This window comes from Streptomyces sp. adm13(2018), from assembly GCF_008042145.1.
Taxonomy (GTDB): domain Bacteria; phylum Actinomycetota; class Actinomycetes; order Streptomycetales; family Streptomycetaceae; genus Streptomyces.
On record NZ_RDBH01000065.1, the window covers coordinates 1 to 24,465 of the forward strand.

The 24,465-nt window shown below is 69.2% G+C and carries 32 protein-coding genes and 1 pseudogene; 5 read left to right on the forward strand and 28 right to left on the reverse strand.

What is annotated here, in order from left to right; translation table 11 throughout:
• Window positions 1–27: 27 nt before the first annotated feature.
• Window positions 28–165 (reverse strand): annotated as a pseudogene (locus EAO70_RS38915) (Lrp/AsnC family transcriptional regulator); the annotation flags it as partial.
• Between the two features lie 407 nt (window positions 166–572).
• Here EAO70_RS38915 and EAO70_RS05735 point away from each other — a divergent pair.
• From EAO70_RS05735 to EAO70_RS05740, 3 genes are all read left to right on the forward strand, one after another.
• Window positions 573–839, forward strand: a complete 267-nt coding sequence (locus EAO70_RS05735) for a helix-turn-helix domain-containing protein (RefSeq protein ID WP_148001921.1) — start codon at window positions 573–575, stop codon at window positions 837–839.
• A 103-nt stretch (window positions 840–942) separates the two neighbouring features.
• A complete protein-coding gene (locus EAO70_RS37645) occupies window positions 943–1,113 on the forward strand; it encodes a hypothetical protein (protein ID WP_187283746.1) in 171 nt (56 codons plus the stop codon).
• Between the two features lie 10 nt (window positions 1,114–1,123).
• Window positions 1,124–1,318: a hypothetical protein gene (locus EAO70_RS05740; protein WP_148001922.1), complete on the forward strand. Its 195-nt coding sequence runs from the start codon at window positions 1,124–1,126 to the stop codon at window positions 1,316–1,318.
• 6 nt (window positions 1,319–1,324) lie between these two features.
• Here the strand turns inward: EAO70_RS05740 and EAO70_RS05745 are convergent, their stop codons facing one another.
• Window positions 1,325–1,657 carry a DUF6221 family protein gene (locus EAO70_RS05745; protein WP_148001923.1) on the reverse strand — a complete coding sequence of 111 codons (333 nt, stop codon included), beginning with the start codon at window positions 1,655–1,657 and terminating at the stop codon, window positions 1,325–1,327.
• A gap of 63 nt (window positions 1,658–1,720) precedes the next feature.
• Between EAO70_RS05745 and EAO70_RS05750 the strand changes: the two genes are divergently transcribed.
• A complete protein-coding gene (locus EAO70_RS05750; RefSeq protein ID WP_148001924.1) occupies window positions 1,721–2,065 on the forward strand; it encodes a DUF6233 domain-containing protein in 345 nt (114 codons plus the stop codon).
• Between the two features lie 23 nt (window positions 2,066–2,088).
• Window positions 2,089–2,298 (forward strand): hypothetical protein, encoded by a 210-nt coding sequence (locus EAO70_RS05755; RefSeq protein ID WP_148001925.1) that lies wholly within the window; start codon window positions 2,089–2,091, stop codon window positions 2,296–2,298.
• 30 nt (window positions 2,299–2,328) lie between these two features.
• Here EAO70_RS05755 and EAO70_RS05760 read toward each other — a convergent pair whose 3' ends face one another.
• The 26 genes from EAO70_RS05760 to EAO70_RS05880 all read right to left on the reverse strand — a co-directional run bounded on the left by EAO70_RS05760 (window position 2,329) and on the right by EAO70_RS05880 (window position 24,342).
• Window positions 2,329–2,535, reverse strand: a complete 207-nt coding sequence (locus EAO70_RS05760; RefSeq protein WP_148001926.1) for a hypothetical protein — start codon at window positions 2,533–2,535, stop codon at window positions 2,329–2,331.
• Window positions 2,536–2,652: 117 nt separating this feature from the next.
• Entirely contained in the window at window positions 2,653–2,802 is a 150-nt protein-coding gene (locus EAO70_RS37650) for a hypothetical protein (RefSeq protein ID WP_187283747.1), read from the reverse strand.
• A gap of 11 nt (window positions 2,803–2,813) precedes the next feature.
• Window positions 2,814–3,173: a hypothetical protein gene (locus tag EAO70_RS05765; protein ID WP_148001927.1), complete on the reverse strand. Its 360-nt coding sequence runs from the start codon at window positions 3,171–3,173 to the stop codon at window positions 2,814–2,816.
• Window positions 3,174–3,177: 4 nt separating this feature from the next.
• Window positions 3,178–3,528 carry a hypothetical protein gene (locus EAO70_RS05770; RefSeq protein WP_148001928.1) on the reverse strand — a complete coding sequence of 117 codons (351 nt, stop codon included), beginning with the start codon at window positions 3,526–3,528 and terminating at the stop codon, window positions 3,178–3,180.
• Window positions 3,529–3,600: 72 nt separating this feature from the next.
• Window positions 3,601–3,984, reverse strand: coding sequence for a hypothetical protein (locus EAO70_RS05775; protein ID WP_148001929.1), 384 nt, complete (start codon window positions 3,982–3,984; stop codon window positions 3,601–3,603).
• A gap of 16 nt (window positions 3,985–4,000) precedes the next feature.
• Entirely contained in the window at window positions 4,001–4,810 is an 810-nt protein-coding gene (locus tag EAO70_RS38920; RefSeq protein WP_261992689.1) for a peptidoglycan recognition family protein, read from the reverse strand.
• Between the two features lie 64 nt (window positions 4,811–4,874).
• Window positions 4,875–5,123, reverse strand: coding sequence for a hypothetical protein (locus tag EAO70_RS05785; protein WP_148001930.1), 249 nt, complete (start codon window positions 5,121–5,123; stop codon window positions 4,875–4,877).
• A gap of 14 nt (window positions 5,124–5,137) precedes the next feature.
• Complete coding sequence (locus tag EAO70_RS05790) at window positions 5,138–5,734, reverse strand: hypothetical protein (protein ID WP_148001931.1); 597 nt, start codon at window positions 5,732–5,734, stop codon at window positions 5,138–5,140.
• 12 nt (window positions 5,735–5,746) lie between these two features.
• Complete coding sequence (locus EAO70_RS05795; protein WP_222723443.1) at window positions 5,747–6,430, reverse strand: hypothetical protein; 684 nt, start codon at window positions 6,428–6,430, stop codon at window positions 5,747–5,749.
• On the reverse strand, window positions 6,427–7,464 hold the full coding sequence (locus tag EAO70_RS05800; protein ID WP_261992690.1) for a DUF5047 domain-containing protein: 1,038 nt from the start codon (window positions 7,462–7,464) through the stop codon (window positions 6,427–6,429). The genes EAO70_RS05795 and EAO70_RS05800 overlap by 4 nt, the downstream gene beginning before the upstream one ends.
• Before the next feature lie 55 nt (window positions 7,465–7,519).
• Window positions 7,520–9,751, reverse strand: a complete 2,232-nt coding sequence (locus tag EAO70_RS05805; RefSeq protein WP_148001933.1) for a hypothetical protein — start codon at window positions 9,749–9,751, stop codon at window positions 7,520–7,522.
• Window positions 9,752–9,754: 3 nt separating this feature from the next.
• The gene (locus EAO70_RS05810) at window positions 9,755–14,221 is read right to left on the reverse strand and encodes a hypothetical protein (RefSeq protein WP_148001934.1); all 4,467 of its coding nucleotides are present in this window, start codon (window positions 14,219–14,221) and stop codon (window positions 9,755–9,757) included.
• Between the two features lie 42 nt (window positions 14,222–14,263).
• On the reverse strand, window positions 14,264–14,617 hold the full coding sequence (locus EAO70_RS05815; RefSeq protein ID WP_148001935.1) for a hypothetical protein: 354 nt from the start codon (window positions 14,615–14,617) through the stop codon (window positions 14,264–14,266).
• 56 nt (window positions 14,618–14,673) lie between these two features.
• Window positions 14,674–15,066, reverse strand: a complete 393-nt coding sequence (locus EAO70_RS05820; protein WP_148001936.1) for a hypothetical protein — start codon at window positions 15,064–15,066, stop codon at window positions 14,674–14,676.
• Window positions 15,067–15,153: 87 nt separating this feature from the next.
• Window positions 15,154–15,738: a phage tail protein gene (locus tag EAO70_RS05825; RefSeq protein ID WP_148001937.1), complete on the reverse strand. Its 585-nt coding sequence runs from the start codon at window positions 15,736–15,738 to the stop codon at window positions 15,154–15,156.
• Window positions 15,739–15,807: 69 nt separating this feature from the next.
• On the reverse strand, window positions 15,808–16,209 hold the full coding sequence (locus EAO70_RS05830; protein ID WP_148001938.1) for a hypothetical protein: 402 nt from the start codon (window positions 16,207–16,209) through the stop codon (window positions 15,808–15,810).
• Window positions 16,209–16,538 carry an HK97 gp10 family phage protein gene (locus EAO70_RS05835; protein WP_148001939.1) on the reverse strand — a complete coding sequence of 110 codons (330 nt, stop codon included), beginning with the start codon at window positions 16,536–16,538 and terminating at the stop codon, window positions 16,209–16,211. Before EAO70_RS05835 ends, EAO70_RS05830 begins: the two co-directional genes overlap by 1 nt.
• Before the next feature lie 23 nt (window positions 16,539–16,561).
• On the reverse strand, window positions 16,562–16,924 hold the full coding sequence (locus EAO70_RS05840; RefSeq protein ID WP_148001940.1) for a hypothetical protein: 363 nt from the start codon (window positions 16,922–16,924) through the stop codon (window positions 16,562–16,564).
• Window positions 16,924–17,340: a hypothetical protein gene (locus EAO70_RS05845; RefSeq protein WP_148001941.1), complete on the reverse strand. Its 417-nt coding sequence runs from the start codon at window positions 17,338–17,340 to the stop codon at window positions 16,924–16,926. The genes EAO70_RS05840 and EAO70_RS05845 overlap by 1 nt, the downstream gene beginning before the upstream one ends.
• A gap of 9 nt (window positions 17,341–17,349) precedes the next feature.
• Window positions 17,350–18,366 (reverse strand): glycosyltransferase family 4 protein, encoded by a 1,017-nt coding sequence (locus EAO70_RS05850; RefSeq protein ID WP_148001942.1) that lies wholly within the window; start codon window positions 18,364–18,366, stop codon window positions 17,350–17,352.
• Window positions 18,366–19,322 carry a phage major capsid protein gene (locus EAO70_RS05855; RefSeq protein ID WP_148001943.1) on the reverse strand — a complete coding sequence of 319 codons (957 nt, stop codon included), beginning with the start codon at window positions 19,320–19,322 and terminating at the stop codon, window positions 18,366–18,368. Before EAO70_RS05855 ends, EAO70_RS05850 begins: the two co-directional genes overlap by 1 nt.
• A 12-nt stretch (window positions 19,323–19,334) precedes the next feature.
• Window positions 19,335–19,925, reverse strand: coding sequence for a hypothetical protein (locus EAO70_RS05860; protein WP_148001944.1), 591 nt, complete (start codon window positions 19,923–19,925; stop codon window positions 19,335–19,337).
• 54 nt (window positions 19,926–19,979) lie between these two features.
• Entirely contained in the window at window positions 19,980–20,750 is a 771-nt protein-coding gene (locus EAO70_RS05865) for a hypothetical protein (protein ID WP_148001945.1), read from the reverse strand.
• Window positions 20,731–22,158 (reverse strand): phage portal protein, encoded by a 1,428-nt coding sequence (locus EAO70_RS05870; protein WP_261992691.1) that lies wholly within the window; start codon window positions 22,156–22,158, stop codon window positions 20,731–20,733. The genes EAO70_RS05865 and EAO70_RS05870 overlap by 20 nt, the downstream gene beginning before the upstream one ends.
• Complete coding sequence (locus EAO70_RS05875) at window positions 22,155–23,885, reverse strand: terminase (protein ID WP_148001946.1); 1,731 nt, start codon at window positions 23,883–23,885, stop codon at window positions 22,155–22,157. Before EAO70_RS05875 ends, EAO70_RS05870 begins: the two co-directional genes overlap by 4 nt.
• Complete coding sequence (locus EAO70_RS05880) at window positions 23,878–24,342, reverse strand: hypothetical protein (protein WP_261992692.1); 465 nt, start codon at window positions 24,340–24,342, stop codon at window positions 23,878–23,880. The genes EAO70_RS05875 and EAO70_RS05880 overlap by 8 nt, the downstream gene beginning before the upstream one ends.
• Between the last annotated feature and the right edge of the window lie 123 nt (window positions 24,343–24,465).

Here is a 24,465-nt window from a genome sequence, read left to right on the forward strand (position 1 = left end):
GCTCCGTCGTGCGCGACGCCGCCCCGGTCAGGACGACTGCCCCGGCGTCCCGCCGATCTCCGGGGCGACCGGGCGCTCGAAGAAGGTCTCCCGTACCACCGTCGCCCGCGTCCCGCTCACCCCGTCGATCGCGTAGAGCCGCCGCAGCTCGTCCCGCAACCGCTCGGGGTGACGATCTCATCGACGTGGGTCACGAACAGATCCGCCTGGCCGCACCGGAAGCATCCTCCGATCGTCCACTCGTAGAGGGCGAGGATCGCGTCAGGTGTCATGCCGGTCTCCGTTGCCGTGGCCGAGTGGCGACCTGTGGCCGCACTAGTGCATGGAGGGAGCAGCCATCCAGCCTGCCCTCCCTTATGACCAACGGAGAGGCTTGTCACCTGGTGGTTCATCCTTTCGAGTGAACGTGTGTTCTATTCGAGAAGATACCTCTAGCCCTGCGGCATGGGCCAGACCACAGGGCTAGGACCGATCGATTCCGGTCATACCCTTTCGGCCGCAGTTGAATCATGATCATCAAAAGCGGCAAAGTAGCTGCTGACAAATGATCATGACCAGTCGAGCTTGGACGCGTGCCCGCCGACCAGCCCGAATGGATCGCCCACGCCCAACGGGCGCTCGGCGAGAACGTTCGTGGCGCCCGGGTCTACGCCAACCTCACACAAGAGGAACTCGCTCACCGGGCCGAGATCGACAGGTCATCCGTTCAGCGGCTCGAGGGCGGCCACAACGACGTGCGGTTCAGCCACCTCCTCCGGGTCGCCGATGCGCTGAACGTGACGCTCGCGGAGCTGATGCCGCGCGTCACAGCCAGGCGCGTCCAGGGCGACGGACCTTAGCGGGGATCATGCCGGAGTGATGCCGTCCGGCAACAGTGTCCGGGTACATCTTTCTCGCCCCGCAGGGCCCGCCTTGTCAGTCCCGCCTCGTAGGCTTGCACCCATGACGATGCCCGAGCAGTCGCCGGCCCAGCCCAGTGCCGCGGCCATCAACGCGGAGATCCGCGCGCTGTGGGTCGACGGGGCGCTGCCGGCCGAGCGCCGTGGGGAGTACGCCCGGCTCGTCGTCGCTTGGGCCGAGGCGATGCGTGCCGAGCAGGAGCTTGCAGCTTAGGATCCGCCTCGTGGCGATCGAACTCTCTGACGAACTGATCAAGCTGGAGCAGGCCGCATGGGCCGAGATCCAGGCGAAGGAACTGACCGCGGACACCGCGATCGCGGTACAGGCCGCGGTCACGGCTCACGCTCAGGCGACCAGGCAGTCCCGGTACGACGTGGAGATGGCGCTCAAGAAGCAGGTGCGGGGGGCCGCCGACTAGCTACGGCTACGGCCGCCACGCGTCCTGATAGTCAGGGTGGCCAGCGTATGCGAGCGCAAGTACCCGCAGAACATCGATGCCCCACGGAGCGCCCTCACCGGGAATGAACCGCGGCTCGTTGTCGCCCAGGCCCCTGACGTCGACAAGTGGCGGTTCGCACAGTGCGATGATCTGGCGCTTGGCGTCCAGCTCGGCTCGGAATCGGGAGGCGGACATCAACACGGTCGTGCCCTGCATGGTGCCCACCACCCACCGCATACCGCTGATGCTCTGGGCGTCGCCTAGTCCTCGAGTGTCCTCGTCGAGGCGGGCGCGGAGGAACGCGATCAGGTCGTCCATGGGCCTCACTGTACGAGCAGCCGCTGACAGCCGGGCGCGTTCCGCAGGACTAGAATCGAACGCATGTCCGATGAGCTGACGTCGCCCGAGCTGGAGAAGTTGCGCTTCCTCTACCGCGTGCAGCTCAGCCACGTCGCCCAGACCGAACGCTGGATCGAAGCCGAACTCGCCCGGGTGCGGGAACGCGCCGCCCGCCGGCCGATCCCCGACGGCCCGGCGTTCGTCCTCTCCTACCTGCGCGTCGGCGGCAAGGCGACCGCGGACTCGGTGCACCTCGGCGACTGCCGCATGGCCAGCCACCACACGAAACCGCTCGACCAAGAGCAGGCCCGGCAGGCCATCACCTCCGGCGGCATCCGTGCCTGCGAGATCTGCCGGCCCGACTCGGAGCTCGGCGTGCTGGAGTAGGCGGGACGTCGCATTCTGGAGGGATGAGTGCCCCGATAGTCGTCCACCGGCCCAGCCCAACCGGCGGCCGCCGCGTCACCGCCGGCGGCGAGATCCTCGGTCTGGCCTACGACGACCACGACCTCATCGAGTTCCTGCGCCGGGCCGGTCTGCCTGACGGGGAGCGGATCCTGGACGACCCGCAGTGGGTGGAATGGCGGGGCGGGCGAGCGCACCAGTACCAGGCGGCGTGAGTGCTTGCCGGTTGGTCGTCATTCAGAGGGTTACCCTTCGAACGCCCTGCGCTGAAGCTGCTTGGCCTGATCGGCATGGAGCGCGTGGAGTTGCTCAATGAGGCCTGCCATGCGCCACGTCGCAGCGTGCACCGTATCGATGACGCCTGGACGTTCCGCGCTGACGCCGAACTCGAAGGCATTACACAGTGCCGCCACGGCTCGTGTCGGTCCTGCGAACGTGATGGTGTGGCCCACAGCTAGCTCCTAGCCTCAGACGCTGGATAACTGGCACTGTCGACAATCTACTGGGCGGCGTGCCAGCACCCGCAGCACAGCAGAAGGCCCCCGCCGCGTGATGCGGCGGGGGCTCTGTCATTCCTCAGGGATCGGTTCGGGTGCCGGCTCGTCCGGCGGGGGTTCGGGCTGCGGTTCGAGTACGCCCAGGTCGACCAGGGCGGCCACGTCGCCGCCTGTCTCGTCGACCCGCAGGAAGACCCGCCGCTCGGACAGTGGTTCGCTCATAGCAATCCAGTTCACACGTCGTGGTGGATGAACTCGCGGGCCCTCTCCGGGATCGGCGGCGCGACCGGCGGCTCCAGTCCCGCGGCCCGGACCCAGTCGGTGAGCCCACGTACTCGGCCGATGAGGTAGCTGATGGCCACGCCTGCACCCTCGAGACGCTTCTCTTGCACCTCTGCGGCCGCCTCGAGTTCGTCGAGCCGCCCGGCCTGCCGGCCGATCTCCTTTCGCATGGCGTCCGTGACGACTGTGAAGTCGTCACGCCGGTGATCCCGCCGGGTCCGGCGGGCTGCCCGGCCGGTCCACACGGCCGCGCCGGCCGACGCCACCCCCACCACGCCGCTGGACACTGCGGTCCACATCTCGACGCTCACGGGCTCACTCCAGTTTCTTGGGGCGCGGGGGTTCTCTCCACCCGGCCACCACGATCACCGGCACTGTGGCTACCGCCCAGATCAGTGCCGTCACCCACCCCCTTGCGTTGTCTCCGAGAGGCCACCACGACACGAGGTACGAGAGCATCCAGGGGACGACGATCACCAGCAGGGCAGGGAAACCGATCCAGTCCCGCCCCTCCGGTAGCGCTGACGACGCCGCAGCGAGCAGGCCGGACACGATCCAGCAGCAGGCCCAGGCGTCGAGAGGCATCAGATTGAGCAGCAGCCGGATGCCGCGGGTGTCCGGCAGAGGCTCGACGAGCTGCCCGAATCCGTACAGCGCCCACAGCATGCCGAAGCTGGCTAGGAAAGCTCCGCGGCGGCCGAGGATCCGGGACAGCCGCCGGGCAACGCGGCGCGGCACCTACACCCCAGCCGGCCCGGCCGCCTTCACGGGGCTGGACTGCTCGAGGCGAGTGACAGCGACCGGAGGCGTGACCTGAGTCCGTTCCCACAGAGCGAGGAACGCGGCGACCGCGGCCATGACCATGCCCTGCTTCTCCGCCGTCCAGTCCAGGCCGAAGCCGACGAAGAGCGCCATGCCGGCCTGCGCCAGCTGCATGATCGCGGCACCGAGAGCGCCGTCGCGGGCGACGATCGCGATCCACACGCCGACCACCGCGGCGAGGACGGCGTTGATGAGCGCCTGCTGGGTGGCGGAGACGTCGAGCCCGAAGGCAGTCAGGAGCTTGAGCGCCGCGGCCACGAAGCCGAGGAGCAGAGCCGGTTCACGTCCGAAGATTCTCATGATGGGTCCGATCGGGTCAGGAGTTGGTGGGGCCGGTCACGTCGACGGACACCGTGACAACGGCGTCCTTGATGGCCTTCTCGACGGCGGCGACGACCGCGGCCGTGTCGACGTCGTCGCCGAGCTGCGAGGCGAGGGCCTTGATGGCCGCGGTCTGGGCGGCGACCTGGGTGGCGAGCCCGTTGAGGATGGCCCAGGCGTCCGTCTTGCCCTTGCCCTTGTAGCCCCAGGTGCCGAACTGCACGAGGTTGCGGATCTCCTTGAGCTGCTTGGCCTGCTCGGGCGTCATGTCGTCCTCCTCGGGACTGGGTGTCGGGGTGGTTCCGGGGCGGGGTGCGCCGCGCTGCACCCATGCGTAGAGGGGGCCGCCCGGGCAGGCTGTGGCGAAGCCGTCGCGGTGGCCCTTAATCTCGCTGCCGGCACCGTTTCTGCGCAGGAGTTCGATGCCGTCGCGGATCGCGTGCAGCATCGCGTCGGGCGGATCGGTCAGCCCGGACGAGCCGACGAGCCCGACGATCGCGTAGTGGCCGCGGTTCAGCTCCTGGTTGCCGTTGGCGCCGGTGCGGCGGCCAATGCCGCGGCCTTCCAGGAGGTAGCCGTGGGGGCAGGCGGCGTAGTTGTAGGCGACGTCCGAGTAGTTCTCGACCTTGTTGGCGAGGTGGCTGGCGCGGATCGCCTTCCACTCTTCGAGGCAGGCGTCGTGGTCGGTGAGGAGCCGCGTGCTGACCGGCGTCCCCTCGTAGTGGACTTTCACGCCGTTGGTGCTGGACTGCTGGGGGGCGGCGGACGGCGGCCAGCCGAGCGCGGCCCGGGTGACGAGCTTCATGCACGCCTCCAGAGATGACGAAAGCCCCGGCCAGACGGCACGGGGCGGACGGGGTGAGGGTTGGCTAGGCGGGCGGGCCGGTGACGGGCACCTCGCTGCTCACGGACTCGTGCCGGATGATGCTCGTGATGTCGGTACCGAGCCGCGTGGACAGGGCCCGCGCGAAGGCGCCGACTTCCTCGACGACGGCTTCGGCGTCGATGTCGCCGCGGGTCGGGACGCCGATGACAACGGGCACGCCGCCAGTGAGCTCGGACCACAGGTTGACCTTGTAGACGACGCCGTCGGGGTCGAGACCGGGGAATTGGATCATGGGTGACCTCCTGGTCAGGTGGTGAGCGAGTAGGAGACGTTGTCGAGGGCCGCCCATGACGCGCCGGTCGGGGTGGACGGCGGGATCGTGATGATCACGCTGCCTGCCGCGTTGATCTCCATGCGCGCGTACATGTCGGCCGCCCACTCGGTCGCCGTGATGAAGTACCGCGAGGCCGCCGGGCGGGCGCCGGACGGCAGCGTTGCGATGGTGAGGGCGGTGGCCTTCGTGAAGGGGGCTGCGGTCGAGCGTTCGAAGGTGCCGCGGAGTTCGACGGCGTCGCCGAGGATGCGGTAGGCCGGGCTGCCGCCCTTGGCGACGTAGCCCGCGGCGAACGTGATCGGAATCCAGGCGCCCGAGCTGATCGTGCGCCATGTCCCGTCGCCCATCCGGGCTTCGTACCGGTCCTCGGTGGCGAGGTAGGTGATCATGCCGGGCACGGGGGCGGAGGCGCCGGTGAGCGTGGCGGTCCTTGAGGTGGCTGACGTGAACCGCATGACGGTCCGCGGGGCGACCGCGTCGACGATTCCGGCGGCCAGTGACTGGGCGTTCGGGGCGTCTGTGAGAGCGGCGACGCTGATGGACTGCCCATACGGGTCCGATGTGGGCATGGAGTACTCCCGTCAGGCGATCTTGTAGGTGAAGCCGAAGGAGGCGTAGTCGCCGTTGGCCCAGGTGAAGGGCGTGGTGGCACGCCACTCGGTGGCCGCGCTGCCGGTGGCCGTGGTCGGACTGATGCCGACCAGGTAGGTGCCACCGCCGTTGATGCGGCAGATGCCCGAGTAGTAGGCGAGGCCGGCGTCACTGCACATTGCCGAACCGGCCCAGAACATGTTCGAGTTCGGCAGGGCGGCGGCCGTGAACGGCAGGCCCCAGCGCAGGCCGCCCGACCCGAACGTCGTCGTGCTGCCAGCGACAAAGGAGATCCGGGTGTGGCATTCGTCGCCGTTGAGGGTGTACTCGGCGTCGATCAGGCCGTTGCCGAGCGCGGCGCCGCCACCCGATGCGGCGTAGGTCGGCGTGTAGGCGGTCCATGCAGAACCGGACCCGGAGGCGAACCGGCCCCAGCACGCCCAGCCGCCGGCCTGCGAGACGGTGATGACGACGACGTCCCCCGCCTTGGCGCCCACGTAGGGTTCCATGCGGCGGGCGACGATTCCGTCGGTCGTTGTGACGGTGCCATCCGAGCCGACCGTGGCGACGACCGCATGGCGCCAGTCCGCACCCCGGATGCCCGGGTCCGCTGCCGCGGCCCGCTTGCTCTCCGCCGTCAGCGCCTCAACGAGACTGACCCCGAGCGACGTCATGAGCCCTCCTTAGCGGAGACCGTCTGCACCGTGAAAGCCCCGCCGGCAGTGAGGGGCACCGTGAAGGAGGAGACCTGGTGCAGCTCCCGTGTCCCGTCCGGATAGACCACGCGGAGGACATCGCCCGGAGCCAGGGCAGGGTTCGGCAGGGTGGACAGATCGGCTCGCGCGTTCGGCGCCTTCGCGGACCGCAGCAGCACGGTGGCCGCCTGGGTGCAGGCGCCGGTCGTGAGAAGGGTCGTAGAGGAGTGGAATGTGGGCCGCCTGCCGAACGGGCCTCCCCAGTAGGTGCTTGAGGTGGGGTCGGAATCGGTGACGAGCGCCGACACGGGGGCGGCGCCGGTCTCGGTGGATTCGCCGCGGGCGTGGACCGCGTTGAAGACGCCGTCGGCGGAGGTGCCGCGGACCGCCGAGATGTACACGCCGCCCTCCCCGCCGGCGACCGTCCACACCGGGGTGGCGGTGGTGATGTCGGGGAACTCCTGGATCACGAACTGACCGTCTGCGTCGCAGTACACCTGGGCGCCCAGAACAGCTGCGATCTCCTGTGCGGCAACCCACGGGTCGTCGCCGACATCCCACGTGCGGGCCCCGATCGCCGCGTCGACGACCGTGCTGACGACGGCGGCGTCCGGGATGCTCCGCAGCACGAGCGCGGAGATCGCGGCCACCGCAGTCCCCGTCGCCCGGTAGGGTGCGATGAACTTGTCGTCGGAGACGACGCATTCCAGGCTCTTGCCGCCCAGGGACACCGGCCCGATGTCGACATCTCCCTCGACCTCGTCGATGCGGAAGACACCGAGCGGCACGAGTTCGGGCGAGCCGTCGGAGTAGCGCACGCCGCGGCTGATCCGCAGCCGGGCCCCGTTGGTCAGGATCTCGTCCAGCGGGCTGCGCGGGATCAGGTTCAGGTCAAGGGCGCTGACCGTGCAGGTGCGACGGCACACCGACCGCTGGTCGACCGTGACCGACCCGCCCTCATGGTCGAGACGGTCGGCGCTGCCGTCGGTGCGCAGGAGGACGACCTCGGTCACGGGCACGTGGTCCTCGGCAAGGGTGGCCAGGAACCGATCGGAAACCGGATACACGTCACTCTCCGATCGGCCGGTTGAGGTAGACGTCCTCCCACGTGGCATACCGAGCCAGACCGTCGGCCCACGAGCCGTTCTCTGTAAGGAAGTCCTGCCAGGTGCGGCCCGCAGACCCGGCGACGCCGACCGTGGTCGGCATGTCGGCCTCCCGCAGCGGCAGCTGCCACTCCCGCCACGGCTCCGGGGCGTAGGGCGTGACCCGCGCTTCGTCGATCTGGGCGACGTTGACGTACATGTCGGAGACGCCCATGCCGGGCATCGCCTGCCAGAGCAGCACGGTCCCGGAGTCGAGCAGCCAGTGCAGGGCTTCGCGTTCCTCGTCGGTCCGCGTCCAGACCGCGAGGTTGCCCTCCAGTCCGCCGCGTACATCCGACAGCACCACCGAGTTGCGGCGGCCCCGGACGCGGTACTCGGTCTGTGCGATCGGGCGCTGCCAGCTCGGGCCTGCCTTGACCAGGAGACGCAGGTTCCGCTGCGGATTGCCCGGGTCCTTCAGCCAGCATTCATTGCTGTCGGCGAGGCTGATCGTGACCGTGCTCGACGTGCGGTTCGCTGCCAGGGTGGCGCCTGGGGCGAGAGCCTCCATGTAGTAGTAGACCGGCACGCCGAGAGGCGCCTCATAGTCCTCGACCACCACCGTGGTGGAGGTGACCGCCACACCGGAGATCAGGCCCGACGATCCGCGGACCAGGGTCCGGCGGCCGTCCGGGGTGACCCGCCACAAGGTGAGGGCATCCCCGAGAGTCAGCTCCCGGAACGTGATGCGGGAGCTGCCGGTGGAGTCGTCCGGTTCGACCTCGCCCGTCGGCAGGGCCGCCCAGATCGCCCCGACATCGAGCCGCATCACCGACGCGGGCGCCGTCGCGGCGACAGTCCACTCGAAGGCCACCTGCGTGGCCCCCGCCGGCCGGACATGGTCGTCGATGAGGTTCCACCAGCCCGGAGTGGGTGCCGGGCTGGCCGGCACCGACGTCACGCCGAGGCTGACGTTCGCCGCGTCGTACCAGCGCAGGCCGCGCGTCAGAGTCCACCCGCCCGCGGTGACCGTCACGTGCATCGAGGACCGGAACGAATCCTCCCCCGCCGGCAGCGGATACCGGCCCGACCGGATCACCGACGACGTCGCCGTAGCCGACGTGACCGTCATCGCGTAGAAAGCGTCGATCGACGGCGCCCACGGCGAAGTACGGGCCAGCGTGGCCACCCCGGAGACGACCGTCCACGTTCCCACTCCCGCCTCGAAAGACGTGTCGGAGTAGGGGATGACAGAGCCCGTCACCAGGACGGGGGCGATGGTGATGGCCGACGTGTCGGTCCGCAGCACCTGGCCCGCCGTGGCGCCCGTCAGACCGAACGCGACCGACGCGTAGACGGCTGTGGGTGGCGCCACAGCGGAGACGGACTGCATGTAGTAGTTCGTGCCGGGCGCCGCCAGATTCGCCCGGGTCGCCTGGATCTGGGAGTGCGCCGCATCGTAGAAGCGGAGCTCCAGCCACGCCGTCGACCCGGAAGTCGGCGGGTTGAGGTGCGAGGTGGCCATGTACTCCTGGCCGGGCGTGACCGTCGGCTGCTCGGTGCACCGGAAGCTGGCGTCACCGTTCGCGGTGACCGTCATCGCGGCGACCGTCCCGCCGCCCACATAGTTGATCGTGGGCCAGGAGACCGGCGGGACCGCCCGGGCGATCGAGCAGTTGGAGACGGCGACATACGGCCAGTTCGACGCCTGCTCGTGGCTCTCCGCACCATGCGTCAGCAGATTGCCCACCGTGCGGACTGGCAGGCCGAGATACACGTTCTCCAGGTAGGAGGACACGGCGCCGGCCGCGGGCGTCGACGAGAAGACGACCTGCGCCCGGGCTGCCGTAGCAGGAGCCGTGGCTGTGACCCCGATGCGGTGCCACGACGCCGACGCCGACGATGTCGTCAGCGACCAGCTGATGCTGATCTCCGCATGCCCCGACGTCAGCCACCGGATCCCGATCCGCTCCGGGACTGTGCCGCCTGCCGCGTCCGCGAACACCTGATAGTCGGTGCCCTCGTTCACCAGGTAGAACGCCAGCGTCCGGGACTGCATCTCGCCGGCCGCCACCGACTTCATGGTCAGGCAGCCGTCGCCAACCCGGCCGCCCGTGCCCATGAGGAGTGTGCAGTTTTGCTTCGGAGTCCAGCCGGTGATCGCCGGGTCCATCGACGACGTCGACTCGCTGAGCATGTTGCCGGGGATCGCCATGCCCTACCCCCTTCTGCCTGCTCGTGCCGCATCGATCGCAGGCCTCAGCGTGTTCGACACCTGCAGGTTCGCCCGGTCATCGACGTAGGCGGCGAACTCGCGACCGTCGACGACGAGGGCGAGCGCGTCGCCTGGCTGCAGTCCGCCCGATCCCTGGTTCGCCACCCGGGTGAGGGCGTTGGCCTGTGCCGTGGTGAAGACGGGCTCGGGCCGGCCGGTGCCGTTGTAGGCCAGGTTGAGGCCGGGCTGGAGGTAGCCGCCGCTGTCGTATGTTCCCTGGTAGGCGTAGTGGTGCGTGAAGAGCTTGTCGTTCCAGGCGCGGGCCCCCTTCCCGATCACCACTCCGTCGCCGCCGCGAGACTCGACGTTGACGCCGTTGATGGTTCCAGCGGTGTGGCCGACGCCTGCGTTCGTGATGCCGATGCGGTAGGGGCTGCGGCCGTTGAGGACCCATCCGGGCGGGGCGGTCTTGCCCGAGAAGGAGCCTGTAGCCCACCTGCGGTGAGGGTCCTGGCCGCGGATCACGGACTCGACGGCGGACACGAGACCCGAGCAGTCCCAGCTCGGGTTGCCGTTGCCGCCCCACTGGTAGGGCAGGCCGGCCTGCGTTCGCGCCCAGGCCAGACCTCGGGCGAAGCCGCCGCCACCGATGCCGACCTGTCCGAGCCGCTTGTCGGCTTCCCCAGAGAACCCCAGGATCGTCTTCACGATCTTGCGGGGGATGCCGGTCACCATGTCGCGGTACAGCGACGCCGAGCCGGAGATCCGCTTGATCAGCGGTTCCACTACGGCGTTCAGGCCTGCCGTCGCGGAGGCCTTCACGCCGTCCTTAAGCCACGACGCCCCTGCCTGGGCCAGGTCGACCACCTTGGACGAGGCGCTGCCCACCCAGTCGAAGATGCCGCCCTTCGCGAACCCCTGGTACTGGTCCAGCGGCTTCCCGGCCATAGCTGCCCGGTTCACGGCATGCAGGCGGGCCCGCTCGTAGGGGTCGCGCATGGCTTCGGAGACGTAGACGCCTTCGCCGCGGCGCATGGGGACGAGCTGGTCGTCGCCCTGCCGGAACGACGACTGGCCCGGCAAAATGCCGCCGCGGGCCCAGCCCTTGGTCTCCATCCTCTCGATCTCGGGGGCGCCGAACGCCTTGGCGATCATGTTCCACGTCGGCACGATGCCCGCGTTGTAGACCTTGTCGATGATGAAGCGCACCGGCTTCTTCGCGATGTCGGCGACCTTCGACCAGGCCCGGTCGATGAAGCCGCGGGTGGAGTCGAAGCTCTTCCCGACGGCCTCGATGCCCGTCTTGATGTTGGCGAAGGCGGGTTTCAGGGCCTTCTGCCACAGCCAGCCGGCCTTGTCGCCAATCCAGCTGAAGACCGGCTTGAGGATGCTGTCCCACACCCACTTCGCTGCGTCGCCGAGCTGCCGAAAGCCCTTCTTCAAGTTCTCAAAGGCCGGCCGGACGCCGTTCTCCCACAACCACTTTGCGGCCGCGCCAATCGCGGTGAAGATCGGCGACAGGATGTTCTTCCACAGCCACGTGGCGTCGCGTGCGATGCCCTCGAACGTGGGCTTGAAGACCTTCTCCCACAGCCACTCGGCGACCGCGGCCAGCGCCTTGAAAGCGAGGACCAGAGGTGCGATCAGGATCGTGAGAATGGCCGTGAACAGGACCGCAGCCGCGTCCGCGATGAACCCGAACACCGGCTTGAGAATGGTCTCCCACAGCCATACCGCGGCCTCCGCGACCGCCTTGAATGCGGTCACGAGGCCCTCGAAGACGGGCTTGAGGACGTTCTCCCACGCCCACTGGGCCGCGACCTGGATGCCCTTCCACACCGCCTGGACCGTGTTCCGGAACCAGTCGAAGTTCTTGTAGGCGTAGACGACGGCTGCGACCAGGGCGATGATCCCGAGGATGATCAGCGTGATCGGGTTGGCGGCCATCACCAGGTTGAACGCGATCATCGCCAACGTCCACAGCTTCGTCACGACCCACGCCGCGTACATCAGCTGGATCAGCCACGGCAGCGTCTCGGCGATGCTCGCGAGAGCAGACGCCACGGCTCCCAGCGCCTTGAGAATCGGCCCGGACAGCGGGGATGCTGCCCTCGCGATCTCGTACAAGGCGCTGCCGATGGCACCGAACGCGCCCGCGATGATCGGCGCCTGCTGGGCCGAGTAGGACAGGAAGCGCTCGAACTTGTCGCTTCCCTTCAGGCTCGTGCCCCAGGCCGCGAACCGGCCTGTGATGGCCTGCATGCGGTCACTGATCGACTGCATGTGCGGCAGGAACGCGTCGATGATGCCGGCCATGCCCTTGAAGATGCGGCCGAACGACACACCCAGGCCCTCTGTGGCCGGCCCCACCGACCCGGCCAGCTCCGCCTTGAACTGCTTCCACCACGGCGACTTGAAGCCGCGGGAAACCCGGTCCTGCAGTCGTCCGATCGCCTCCGCGGCAGCCAGGACGAACGGGGTCAGCCCGGGAAGCGAGTTCTTGAGGCCATTCAGCGCCCGGGTGAAGATCGGCATTACGGCAGGCTGGAGCGACTCCGACCATGCCGTGAAAGCCGAACGCAGTGAAGTGAAGGCGTCGAACGTCGCCCGCGCCGCAGGGGTGAGCTTCGCCAGGGACTGCTCGTACTTGGCCTGTGCAATGGCAGCCTGATCTATCCCCCCGGCCGCGGCGGCTGCTGCCGACTGCTGGGCGGAGGCGATCTGACGCTGCGCGGAAGCGATGGAGTCGGCTGCGGACTGCTGTGCGGCGGCCAGGCTCTCCTGGGCCCGGGCAACCGACCGGGCGCCGTCCTCCTGGACACGGATCACGTTGCGCTGGGACTCGGCAACCTTCTCCTGGGCCTCAGCGATATCGCGCTGGGACTGGACCTGCTGGCGGGCGGCATCCTTGCGGGCGTCACCGAGGGCCTTCTGCTGCTCGGTGACAGCGCTCTCGGCTTCCGCGATCTGTTCCTGAGCGGACTTGACCGCCTCCGAGCCCTCGACGCCGGCCTTGTCGGCGGCCGCCTTCTCGGCCGTGAGGCGCTTCGTCTCCGCCCGCTGTTCTTTCAGTCGCTGTACGGCCTGGTCGTAGGCCAGCTGAGCCCGCTGTTGCTCGAGAAGGGTCGCCTTGGACCCCTTCGCGGTCGCAGCGCGCAGCCGCGCCTGGGCCTCCTGCACGGACAGCACCGCGTCCTGCTCGGACAGCTGAGCGTTCGTGAGCCGGTCGCCCAGCTCCGCCAGCTCCAGAGCGGCGTCCTTGCGGGCCTGGGTGAGGTCCAGCTGCGCCTGACGGGCGGAGCGCTGAGAGTCCGCCAGGGACTCCTCGGCCCGAGCGACCCGCTCCGCGGCGTCCAACTGGCGGTCGGCGGCCTGCTGCACCGCATCGGCGAGAGCCTGCCGGGCCTGAGCTACTTCCTGCACTGCACGGGTGTTGGCGTCGGCGGCCGACCGGACGGCGTCGGATACCGATTCCTCGGCCTGACGGATCTGACGGGCGGCGTTGCGGTGAGCGGTGGCGAGAGCCTGCTGGGCCCCTGCCAACTGCAGGGCAGACGACGCCCCGCGGGAGGACGTCTGCGCGCCGCGCAGTGAGGACGTGGTGGCAGCATCCTGAGCGGCCTTCTGGGCCTGCAGCGCGCCCGCGATACCGATGATCGCGGGCACTGCCACGGCCGCGAGGGCGCCCACGCCGACAGTCGCGGCCACGGCCGCCGAAGCGATCGCTCCGATCCCTGCAGCGATAACGGGAATCGCGGGAATCGCGGCCAGGCCGCCTATCGCCACAGCAAGGTGGAGGACCGCAGACGTGGCGCCGGCCGTGTCGACGTCGATGCGGGCCCGCTTCCCGTCGACGGCGTCGATGGCCGCATGCACGGCGCCGAGCTCGGCCAGCGCCCTCGCCGTGTCCGCCCGGACCTGGACGTTCGGGTGGCTGGCGCCGAGCCGGGTCAGCTCCGCCTCGATGAGACGGATCTCGGCCCGCGCATCGGTGGCCTCGATGTCGATGCCGATGCGCTGGTCGGCCAGCGTCTCCATGCGGAAACGCAGCGCTTGAAGGTCAGAGTCCGCCTCGGACGTATCCGCGTCGATCGTGAGCCGCGGAAGCGACCTGAAAGCGGCTTCTAGGTGAGTCCTAAGGGCCCTGGAAAAGGCGCCGGCGGTCTCGTCGCCCTGACGGGTGGCGGCAGGCCGGGCGGTACGGCCCGCTTGGTTGACTCCGTCACGGACTGAGTCCCGCAGAGACGCGGTGAGGCGGGTCGCGATCTGCTGCCCGATCTCCTCCCCGATCCGCAGGCCGACGTCCCCGACCTGCCGCTGCATGGCCGGACCGAAGCTTCGCCCCGCCGCAGTGCCGGCGTCCTCCCCAGCGCGGGTCGCTGCGGGCACAAGAGCTGCCCGCAGCTGGGTGTAGATGCCGCGGGTGTTCGGGACGACATCGACTTCGACAGAGCCGACCTGGATCGCCATCGGAAGGCCTCCCCTCCGCGCGTCAGACCGCGCCTCCGCGCGTCAGGCCGCGCCTCCGTTAATGAGCGAGAAGAGGCGGTCCGCGTTGGACTGCGAGAGCCCCGATTTCTTGGCCTTCTTCGGAGCGGCACCGGGGCGCCGCATGGGCTCGGGGCGAGGCGGCCACGCCGCCTTCTTCTCTGTGTTCACACAGATCAGGACGTGTTCGATCCGCCGGAGTGCGTCATAGCATGAGGCAAGCAGCTGCTGATCCTGCGACCAGCGCCCCTTCTCCGGCTCGCCCTCCTCCGCCTGGACCTCGATCTCCTCCGGCGTGAGGGCGTTGCGGAGCGCGGTCATCGTCGACGACTCGGGCGGCAGGTGCTGGATGAGCACCCGCAGCTGCCGCCAAGTCATGCGCCCACGATGAACATCTAGAAGATCACGGCGGTAGTAGCGCCATAGATCGGCCTCTACCGCCTCCGCGTGTTCCTCGGCGAGGGCCTGGGTCCACTGGACTTTCCCACCGGTTCGCCGATGGCATTCACCCTGTCCATGAAGTCGTTGAACTCGTCGTTGGTCGGGTCGACCTCGACGTACAGGTCGAACGACTCAGGGCTGAGCACGTCCTCCATGAACTCGTCGAAGAACCCCTGGCGCAGCTTTCTCATCGTCGAGTGCCGCCAGGCGCTTGCAGGGACCAGCTCGAGCAGGACGCCGCAGAGCTCGGCAGAGACGTAGTGGCCGGCAGCCTCAACCTCCTGCGCCTCTGCGGCGGTCGCTTCCTCGTAGGACTTCGGAGCCGCGGCTCGACGGGGTGTCGACGTAGCTGTGCGGGGGGACGTGGTACGACTGTTTGCGGCCATGGCGCGGACCTCCTGTGTTGTTGGCGCGGGCAGAAGTACAGGTGGGCGGGCCGGGCCCGCGCCGACGGTGACGACCCGCCCACCCGATCAGGACCCCGTGTAGGCGGGGGTCGCCGGGACGCGGTCGGCGTGATAGACGGTGTTCCCGGACTCGTCGGGGTAGGCCGTGATCGTCCACTGGAAGCCGGCGACCTCGTCCTGCTTATGAGTGACGTCCGACCGCTCGGTGATCTCCCCCTGCGGGACGTAGAACCCGAGCTGCAGGTCGCCGTCCAGCACGACGAACCAGAAAGCCCTGCGGTCCGGTACCGGCGACGCCGTCTCGGCGAACGTCGTCAGGCCCGACGCAGGCTCCAGATCCTCGACTGGGATGCGGTACTGGAGGCCCTTTACCGTCGTCCGGCCCGTCTCCCAGGCCGTGACCGAGAACGTCCGGATCGAGCTGGTGATCGTGGTCCGGATCGGCGAGGTGTAGCCCCACGGCGTGAAGGACTGGGAGTCCTCCTCGAAGCCCTGGACGAGGCCGTCGTCGGACAGGGCGCCGAGCGGCAGCCAGGGGGCGAGCGGCTGGACCTGGGGGTCGCCGGGCGAGGCGGTGCCGAGCGGCGCGACCCAGCCGCCTCCGTTGGCGCCGACCTCGAGCAGGTCCGCGGCGCGGGTGATGTTGACCATGACGTCTCCAGACGTGAAGAAGCCCGCGCACGGGCGGGAGCTGACGGGTCCGGCGCGGGCCCAGGCCGGTCAGGAGACCGGGTGACTGTAGATCTCGTAGGTGGCGCCGACTCGGCGCAGAGCCGTGTTCTCGTAGGGCCGGACTGCCGGCGGAGGCGACGAGGTGACTCGGCTGAAGACGGCAGTAGCGGTGACGCTGCCTGGCAGGTCTGTGAGCAGCCAGCCCCGGACCTGGGCGGCCAGGGCGATGGCCGCGGCCCGAGTCGAGTGGTAGACGTCGACGTCGACCAAGGCCCTGTCGAGCCGGATGCCGTCGTCGCCTCCGGCGGGCAGCCGCTGGACCTGAATCGTGGGGAGTTCGCTGAGGAGACGGTTGTCGACCTCGTCGCGGACGACGACAGACGGCCCGGTTCGGGCCTGAAGCCACTGGATCAGCTCCAGCTCGACATCGACGCTGCCGACCGCCGCCATCAGCGGCCGCCTGCCTGAGCGGCGCGCAGAAGGACGTGGTGGGCGCGCACACGCTCGGTGCCGTACTCGACATGCGCCCCGTAGGGGGCCGTGTTGCCCACGACCGCGACTGCCCTGTCCCGTCGCCGGCCGCCGCGGCGTAGCGGCTGCACGAAGAAGGAGTCCTTGTACAAGCCGCGGTGCGGATCCTCTGGGCCGCCGACAGGCGCGATAGCCTCCGCGACGCCCTTGATGACCTCGGCGCGGCGGACCATCTCGGCGAGCACCAGGTCGCTGCGAAGGAGCTGCCCCACTCCACGCCTGGACATCCTGAAACGAGCTGCGGCCACGGCAGCCTCCTTGTCTGGGTTGGCTATCCGGTGACGCGGTCCGCCGCGAACTGCACAGGCCCCGCGGTGCCGGTGAAGACGCTCCGGCCCCAGTCGCCGGGCTCGCCCGTGATCTCGCACGTCTCGCCGCGGATCCTGACCTGGTCGGTGGTGAGCCAGGTCGTGCCGGGCGGGGCGTACACCGTCCAGCCGACGATCACTGTGTCCCGGGCCTGCTGTTCGTCGCCGCCGACCTGAGGAGCAGCCTGGCGGGGAGTCACCACACACCCCGGCACCGGGGTCTCGACGAGAGGGCCCGGGATCGGCTGGCCGCGAGGATCACGGCCCGGCGAGGGCCCGTAGCGCAGGCGCACCACGGTCTCGCCGAACGGGTACGGGCCGGGCATCAGGGATACCCCCAGCCCGGTTCGTAGGGCTCACCAGGGACTCGCCCGTCGATCACCGGCCACGTGGGCGACGCTGTCGCCTCGTCGGGAGTCGGGTCGACGGTGAAGGCCCCTCCTCTGCCGGCCAGGGCCTTCAACGCTGCCTTGTCCGCCTTCGTCAGGTAGAGGCCGCCAGACCCGGCAGGGCGCTGCACAGACTGCGGCCCGATCGTCTCGTAGGTGACCTGCTGCGGGTTGATGTAGGCGCGGCCGGCGACCGAGAGGACTACTGCCGTGGCCTGATCCGGAAGCGGCTTCACCACCGACTCGGACAGCGCGACAGCCTGCTCGATCAGCAGGTCCGCCCGGTTACCCTGAATCTCGCCGAGGCCCAGATAGAGTGCCAGGTCCTCGGCCGTGGGGGGCGTGAACGTCATCGTCGCCTCCTAGCAGGCCAAGGCCTCCACGGCCTCGCACCAGGCAGCCAGGTCGGGGGCGGGGTCGAGCTCGGCCGACCGGGCCCGTGCTCTCTTCGCCACCAGCCGGTACTCGGCCGGCGTGGACAGAAGCTTGCGCAGGACCGCCTCGTAGCCGTCGACGTCATGCAGGTCGACGAACACCCCAGCCTCGCCCAGCGACTCACACAGGCCCGGGGTGGGGTGCGCGATCACCGGGATGCCCGAGGCGAGAGCCTCGACGCCTGCCCTGCCCCACGACTCATACGAGGACGGCATCAGCAGCACCTTCGTGCGGCTGTACACCTTCTCCCGCATGTCGTGGCCGCACATGTGGCCGATCACTTCGACGTTCGGCAGGTCGGGGACGATCTGCTCGCCGTAGGCGCCGGTCACCGCGAGGAACTCGACGTCCGGCATGCGGCGTGCGAGCTTCCCGAAGAGCCGGCCGCCCTTCTCCTCGTTCAGGTTGATCAGCGTCACCTTGGAGCCCGGCTTCGTCCGGTACTCCTCGGCGAACACGGGCGGCCGGACGATGACCTCCCGCACCGGTCGGACGCTCTTGGGGTACTCGGCGAAGAACAACCCCGCGTCGCGGGCCATCCACTGGCTGTTGTAGACCGCCAGATCGCAGCCGGCAGCCATCTCCCGGAAGGACTGGCGGTGCGTGTTGTGGCAGATGACCGCCAGCGGCTTGCCGTATCCGCGGGCCAGTGCTCCGGCAGACGGGACGTTCTCCAGGTGCGAGACGACCACGTCGGCTCTTCGAATCGCCGATGCGGCGTCCAGACGCGATTGGAGTGGCACAACCTGGACGCCGTCGAGCTCGTAGTCAGTCTTGTCGTCGGTGTAGCGGGACAGCCACACCGACACGTCGTGGCCTCGCTGGACGAGGGCCCGGAGCTGTGAATGGACCATCCACTCCGCTCCGGCGTTGTGGCGCGGCGGGTAGCCGTGCAGCCGGGCGACGACCCGCATCGGCGCCCGGCCACCCTCCACGCCCGGCATCAGGAGGAGCCGCCGGCCGCCAGGTACTTCACGAAGGCCTCCTCGTCGCCGAGGACGAAGCCGTAGTAGGCCTCCGCGAGGAGGAGAACGAGGTTCTCCTGGAACGCGGAGTGCACGCCGCCGTCCTCGTCGATGTACGTCGCCTCGCGGGAGATCTTGACGGTGATGTCCATGCCGACGCCGTAGGCGGTCTGAGACCAGTCGCCGCCGATGCCGCGCAAGCCGGTGTCGATGGTCCCGGACTGGCGGCGGAGCTTGCCCGACACCGAACGGGAGTAGGCGACAGGCTCGCCGACGAGCGTGCCTGCCAGGGCGGCGCCCGTGCCCGGCTGGGTCGTGTCGACGAAGATGGGGCGGCCGGTGGTGTCCGTCGCTCCGAGGAGGCTGGGCTTCATCCGGTGGTCCAGGACCGTGCCGGTGTAGTCCCAGTCGTCGTCGATGGTCTCCTTCATGCCCTTGACGATGTCGCCGTAGATGCCACCGTTGGCCTGCGTCGTGCCGCCGATGGTCACCGACTTCGTGGTCATCGCCAGGTAGTCCGCGAAGGGGCCGGTGGCGCCCTTCATGGTCTTGCCGTGGATCGTGGCGCGGTCGAAGGCGCGGGCGAACGCGGTCGGCAGGTCGCGCTGGAGCTGCGTCCACAGGCCTGCCGCGTTGGAGTTGGCGACCTCCATCGCGACCGGGATGAGCACGGCGATCTTCTTGCCGGTCATCTGCTTGATGTCGATGCCGCCGGTGCTGATCGGCTTGCGGCCGGCCTGCTCGACCCAGTCGGCAGTCGGAACGTCGAGCGGGACAGGGACCGCCGTGTTCGCGGTCATCGCCAGCGGCACCCGCTTGGCGAGCGACATGATCGCCGACTGCTCGACGGACTTCTCGAAGATGGGCCCGACGAGGGTCTCGGGCAGGAAAGTGCTGTCGATATCCGACAGCTTGATGGGCGGCGTAGCAGCCATGGTCTACCTCTCTCAGCGGCCCCCGTGGAGGGCCCTCTTCATGAAGCCCGCGAACTCTTCCGCCGGGCTGTTGGGGGTTCGGTTGCCGTTGCCTGACGAGCCCTGAGTACGGTCCGGCCGCGGGGATCGCGGGCCCTCTGGGGCCTTGGCCCAGTGCGGCTTGCGCTTGAGGAGGTCGGCGAGATCGCTCTTGATGGCGTTGGTGTCGATGGCGCCGTCGTCGTCGACGTAGCCGGACAGGTCCAGCGCGCCGGCAGCGTCCTCCGGGTCGGCGAAGTCCTTTGCGGCGAGCGCCTCCACCTTCGAGGCCACGGCCGTGCGGATGGCCTTGGCCGCCTTCTCCTGCTGGGCGGTCAGCTGCTCAGAGAGCCGTTCCTGCTCGGACTTCTGGGCGTCCTCGAGCTCCTTCGCCTTGCGGGCGAGAGGTTCGAGCTCCTTGAGGCGATCGCGGAGGCTCTTGTTCTCCGCGTTCTTCTTGTTGATCGCCTTCTTGGCGCGGTCCGCGTCGAACGGCTCCTCCTCGGCGCCCTCCGCCTCCGGGGCGGTCTCGGGCTCCTGCGGCTGCTGCTCGTCGACCTGCTCGGTCGGGGTCTCTTCAGGCATGGTGAACTGGCCCTCCAGGGGCTGAGAAAGGCCACCTCCAGGGCGGCCGCGGGATTACAGAGCGGGCGTATGCCCGTGTTCGGCGAGCGCCAGGCGGAACCGCCTCAGCTGATCGCCCGAGTGAGGGGCTGCGAACTCGCGGTACAGCCGCTCCCACTCGCGTGCGTGGTCGGACAGCTCGAACCGCTGCCCTTTGAACACCGGCACGACGCCGCAGTGGCATCCGTCGTGGGCTTGGAAGTCGGCCGTGTCCTGCTTGTAGACGGCTCCGCGGGTCGCCAGAAGCTTGCAGAAGCTGCACGCCCCCAGCGCCGCCGAACGGGCCCAAGCGGTGGCTTGCCGGTCGCGCCGTACCGCCTCCTGGACGGTTGCGCGACCCTGATCGACAACCAGCTTCTGGGTGACCGCTTCGGCTTTCCTCTCCGCCTGGCCCAGGCGCACCTCCAGAGGGGCGAGCTGCGCCTCCGTGGTGGCGGGGTCCTCCGGGTCACGCGGCCAGAGATCCTTGGTTGCCCAGCGCAGACTGTTCTCGACCTGCTCGTCCGGCGGCGGCTCGGCCAGCGGAACGCTGAACCGCCCCGGAGCCCGGGCGCCGATCCGTTCGGCGTCGTAGTAGTCCGCCGAGAGCGCGGATGATGCGGCACCGTACTGGTCCACCAGCGCCCGGACCGCGGCAATCCAGTCGGGGACGGTCGCCTCAAGCCGCGACGGGATGATGATGCGGCGCAGGCCCCGCACGTCGCGGGTCAGGCGGGCCGTGAGCCTGCGCTGGGCGGCCCGCTGCCGGGCGGCCGCGGGACTGACGTCAGAGACCGCTGTCGCCATCGTCGCCCTCCGCCTCGGTGGGCTCGTCAGCGGCGTCCGCGGTCAGGGACGCCAGCATCTGGCGCCCCTGGGCCCGGCGGCGCTCGGAGGCGACCCTCTGCCGCTGGTCCTCCGTGAGCCCCGCCATCTCCAGCGCGACCTCGGAATCGGCAGGCAGCAGGCCGGCCTGAACCATCTTCACTGCGGCGTCGGTCTGCGCGGCGATCGTCGGCGTTGCCGGGTTGCGCCACACCGTTTCGACGCGGCGCGACGGATCGGGCGGCTCCCCTTCCCGCACCCACAGGGCCAGCCGCATCGTCGCCCGATGCGCGGCCCCGAACCGGCGTATCCGCCGCTCCGCCTTCTTCACCAGCGCCCCCTCGGCAGAGCGGATCGCGTCCGCGCTGGCCGGGTTGTCGCTGGTATAGCCGAGCATGTGCGGCGGCACCGAGAGCTGCGAAGACATGATCCGGGCGTACAAGTCGATGATCTTCGTCTGTCCGGAGGGATCGTGGGCGGTGAACGCCCCGACCGTCGGGACCTCACCGTCCTCGTCCCGCTCCAGGGCCAGAACGCGCCCGATGTACGTCTCCCACGCGCTCTTGGCGTTCCCCTCGGCGTCCTGGAACGCGGACTCACTCGCGCCCAGGATGTATCGCTGCGGGGCGCCGAAGAACTCGGCGGCCACCTCGATGCCCATCAGCCGACGGCATGCAGCGTCGGTGATGGACCGGACCTCGGGAGTGATCTCCGACTTTCCGACCCGGTCACCGGTTCGCTGCCGGTTCGCCATGCGCAGGACCGTCACCGTGCCGAGGCCGTGCTCGTCCCGGTCGATGACCTCCCAGCCGTTCCCTCGCTGCACCGTGTAGACGTTCTGGTCAGGCAGATACAGCGTGACCAGCCGCTCGTCCGGCGTCAGGCCGAAGTCGTAGCGGTCCTGGCACTCGCGGAGCGCGTTCAGCGGCTTACGTAGCCGGGCATCCCAGGCGAGCGTCATGTCGAGCGGAGACTCGTAAGTGATGATCGGCGGGGCGTCTGCGTCGTCCGCTGTGCCGACCGTGACGTACTCTCGGCCGTAGGTCAGGGCGTCCAGGTGGGCAAGGCTCGACTCGTCGTACAGGTCGTTCGCCTCGGCGATCTCTTCCAGCTCGGAGGAGTCCGATCCGTCGGCCCAGCGGAACGCCTCCAAGTCGAGGCGCTGCTCGAGCGCCTCGACTCCGACGCGAGGCCATCCGATGACCGTGTGCAGCGTCTTGAGCTGCGGCGGAATGCTGATCCCAAGGTCGCGGATGACCTGCTCACCGTTGAAGTAGGCGTCCAGCAGTTCCAGCTTGAAGCGTTGCGCCAGCAGATCGGTTCGGAGAAGGGTAAGGATCTGCTGCTCGTCGTCCGACAGCCCGACCAAGGGCAGGGTGGGAATCGTCACCGCAGGACCACCACCCTTCCCTTGCCGCGGGCCGTGGACCGCTTCGTCCAGGCTGCCGAGTTCATGACCATCCGTCGCAGCATCCGCGCGCCGATCGCGCACACCGCCAGGTCGACCTTGCGGGCGGACTCACGGTGCTCTTTGCCGATCGTGTAGCCCCACGCGTTGGTACGGCGGCGGGCGTTGGCCACGTGCTGCCGCAGTACCTTGTGGCCGTCGTGGGTGAGCTGTCGCTCGAGGACGTCCCGGTAGAACCTGTCCACCGCCTCCGTGAAGATCTGCTGCCTGCGCCGATCACGCATGTCCCACATCACCGCGTGCTGACCGTGCCCAGAGGTCACCGCCTTCAGCTTCAGCCGCCGGCCGTACCGCTGGGCCCAGGCGTCGATGAAACCGTCCCAGTACCGCTCGCCGTCCGCCTCGTCGAAACCGGATCCGGGGTCGGCGAAGAACGCGAGCGGCTTGTACGTGGCGAAGGCCAGATCCACGACGCCGTCGACCTCCTCGCGCGGCACCCGCCACGGCACCCCGTCAGACCAGTTCGCCGGCCGCTGCCAAACGCCCAGAGTCTGCACGTGCCCATCGGACAGGCGACAGGCCACGAGACCGGTCGCATCGTCAGACTTGGAGCCGTCGAAGAACACGACGATCTCGTCGCCCACCTGCAGCTCGATGCCCTCGTGCGGGCAGGCATTCCACTCGTAGGGCGCCAGGTAAGCGTCCTCCGAGGCCGTGATCTGGTTGAACCAGAAGCGTCGGCTCCGAGAGGGCGGATTGCGGACGTCCAGGATTGACGCCTTCAGCCGCTCGATGTCCAGCCAGGTCGAGTCGCCGCGAACCGCGCGCAAAGTGGGCTCGATCCAATCCTCGGACAGCTTCGCTTCGGCAGGCGCCTCGAGGCTGTCGTAGAACAGGCCGACGTCCGCGGCACGGCCGGCCTCCGCCGACTCGAACGCCTCCCGCGTCCTCTCGGCCACCGAGTCCTCGCCGGGCTCGTAGGCGTTGGTGTTCGCCAGCGTCCGCGACATGCCGTCCGCAGACTTGGTGGCGTTACGCTCGATCACCGCGGCCATCTCGTGGCCCTGATTCGCCTCCACCCAGTGGTGCGTCTCGCCAAGCGACACGAAGGTGGGTCGCCCGCCTTCCAGCGCCCGGGGCGAGGACGTAACCGCCTCAATCCGGGCCCGGCCCTTGTCGGCGTAGATGATCTCCTTGCCGAGGTCGATCCGGAACTCCTCGATCGCCCGCTTGGTCAGGATCGACGGGAACAGTGTCATCGTGTTGCGCGTCTGGTCCTGCGACACCGCCGCGATCTGCACCCAGGCCGCAGGATGCGGCTGCCCCAGGGGCTGCCCCGGCGGGACGCCCCACTCGTTCCCCTCGTCGGCGACCTGGCCGAAGCGGCAGGGGCCGACGAACTCGAAGGCGGCGTAAGTCGCAACCAGCGGGTCCTTGCCGTGACCCTTCATCCGCTGGATCACGCCATCCCGCCACAGGAAGCGGTTCGTCGCCGGGTCCATGGCGTACCACCACAGCGTCAGCCGGGCCTGCTCGGCGGTGTAGCGCCAAGGGGCGCCCACGTAATGCTGCAGGTAGGTCGCCGTCCATGCCAGAGCCTGCCAGCCGAGTGTGTACTCGGGGAGGACGAACTTCCCGTCCCTTCCACGCCGCCAGGTCGGGCCGATCGTGAATGGAGTGACGACCTCGGGGACTTCGCCGTCAGCCACCGATCGAGGATCGGTAGTCGGCGATGGCAGTGACGGAAGCCGGTACTGCCTTGACCGCTGGCTGTCGCTCCAGCTCGATCCGGGCCCGGCGCCGGTCGCCCTCGGTCGTCAGCAGGCTGCCCATCACACTGTTCAGGGCAGCGACGAGCTGCCCGTTCGGAGCGCGATCGGTGCTCAGGATCCGGGACATGAGCTCGGCCGCGTACCGGGCCGTCGCCCAGTCGGACGCCTGGTAGAAGGCAGCCTGCCCGGACTGCTGCAGCGAGAGGTACCAGTCCGTGGCGATGTCGTGCCAGTTCGGATCGGGTTCAGGGAGGGCTGGCACGTTCACCGGCCCGGAAGGGGCCTGCGCGATGGCCGGCCCGTCGTCCTTGTTGCGGCGGCGGCGCTCAGCGCTGCGCTTGGGGATGGGTCCGCGATCACCCATGTCGACCTCCAGGGTCAGCAGGCACGTCACCAGGACGCGCGGGGTGGGTTGCGGCCGTCGACGGCGCCTCCAGGGCGGTCGTAACGGCCTGTAGTCGAGTGAGCCCCGGCCAAGGGAACCCGTACAGAAAGTCGGGTGCTATACGGCCCCGAT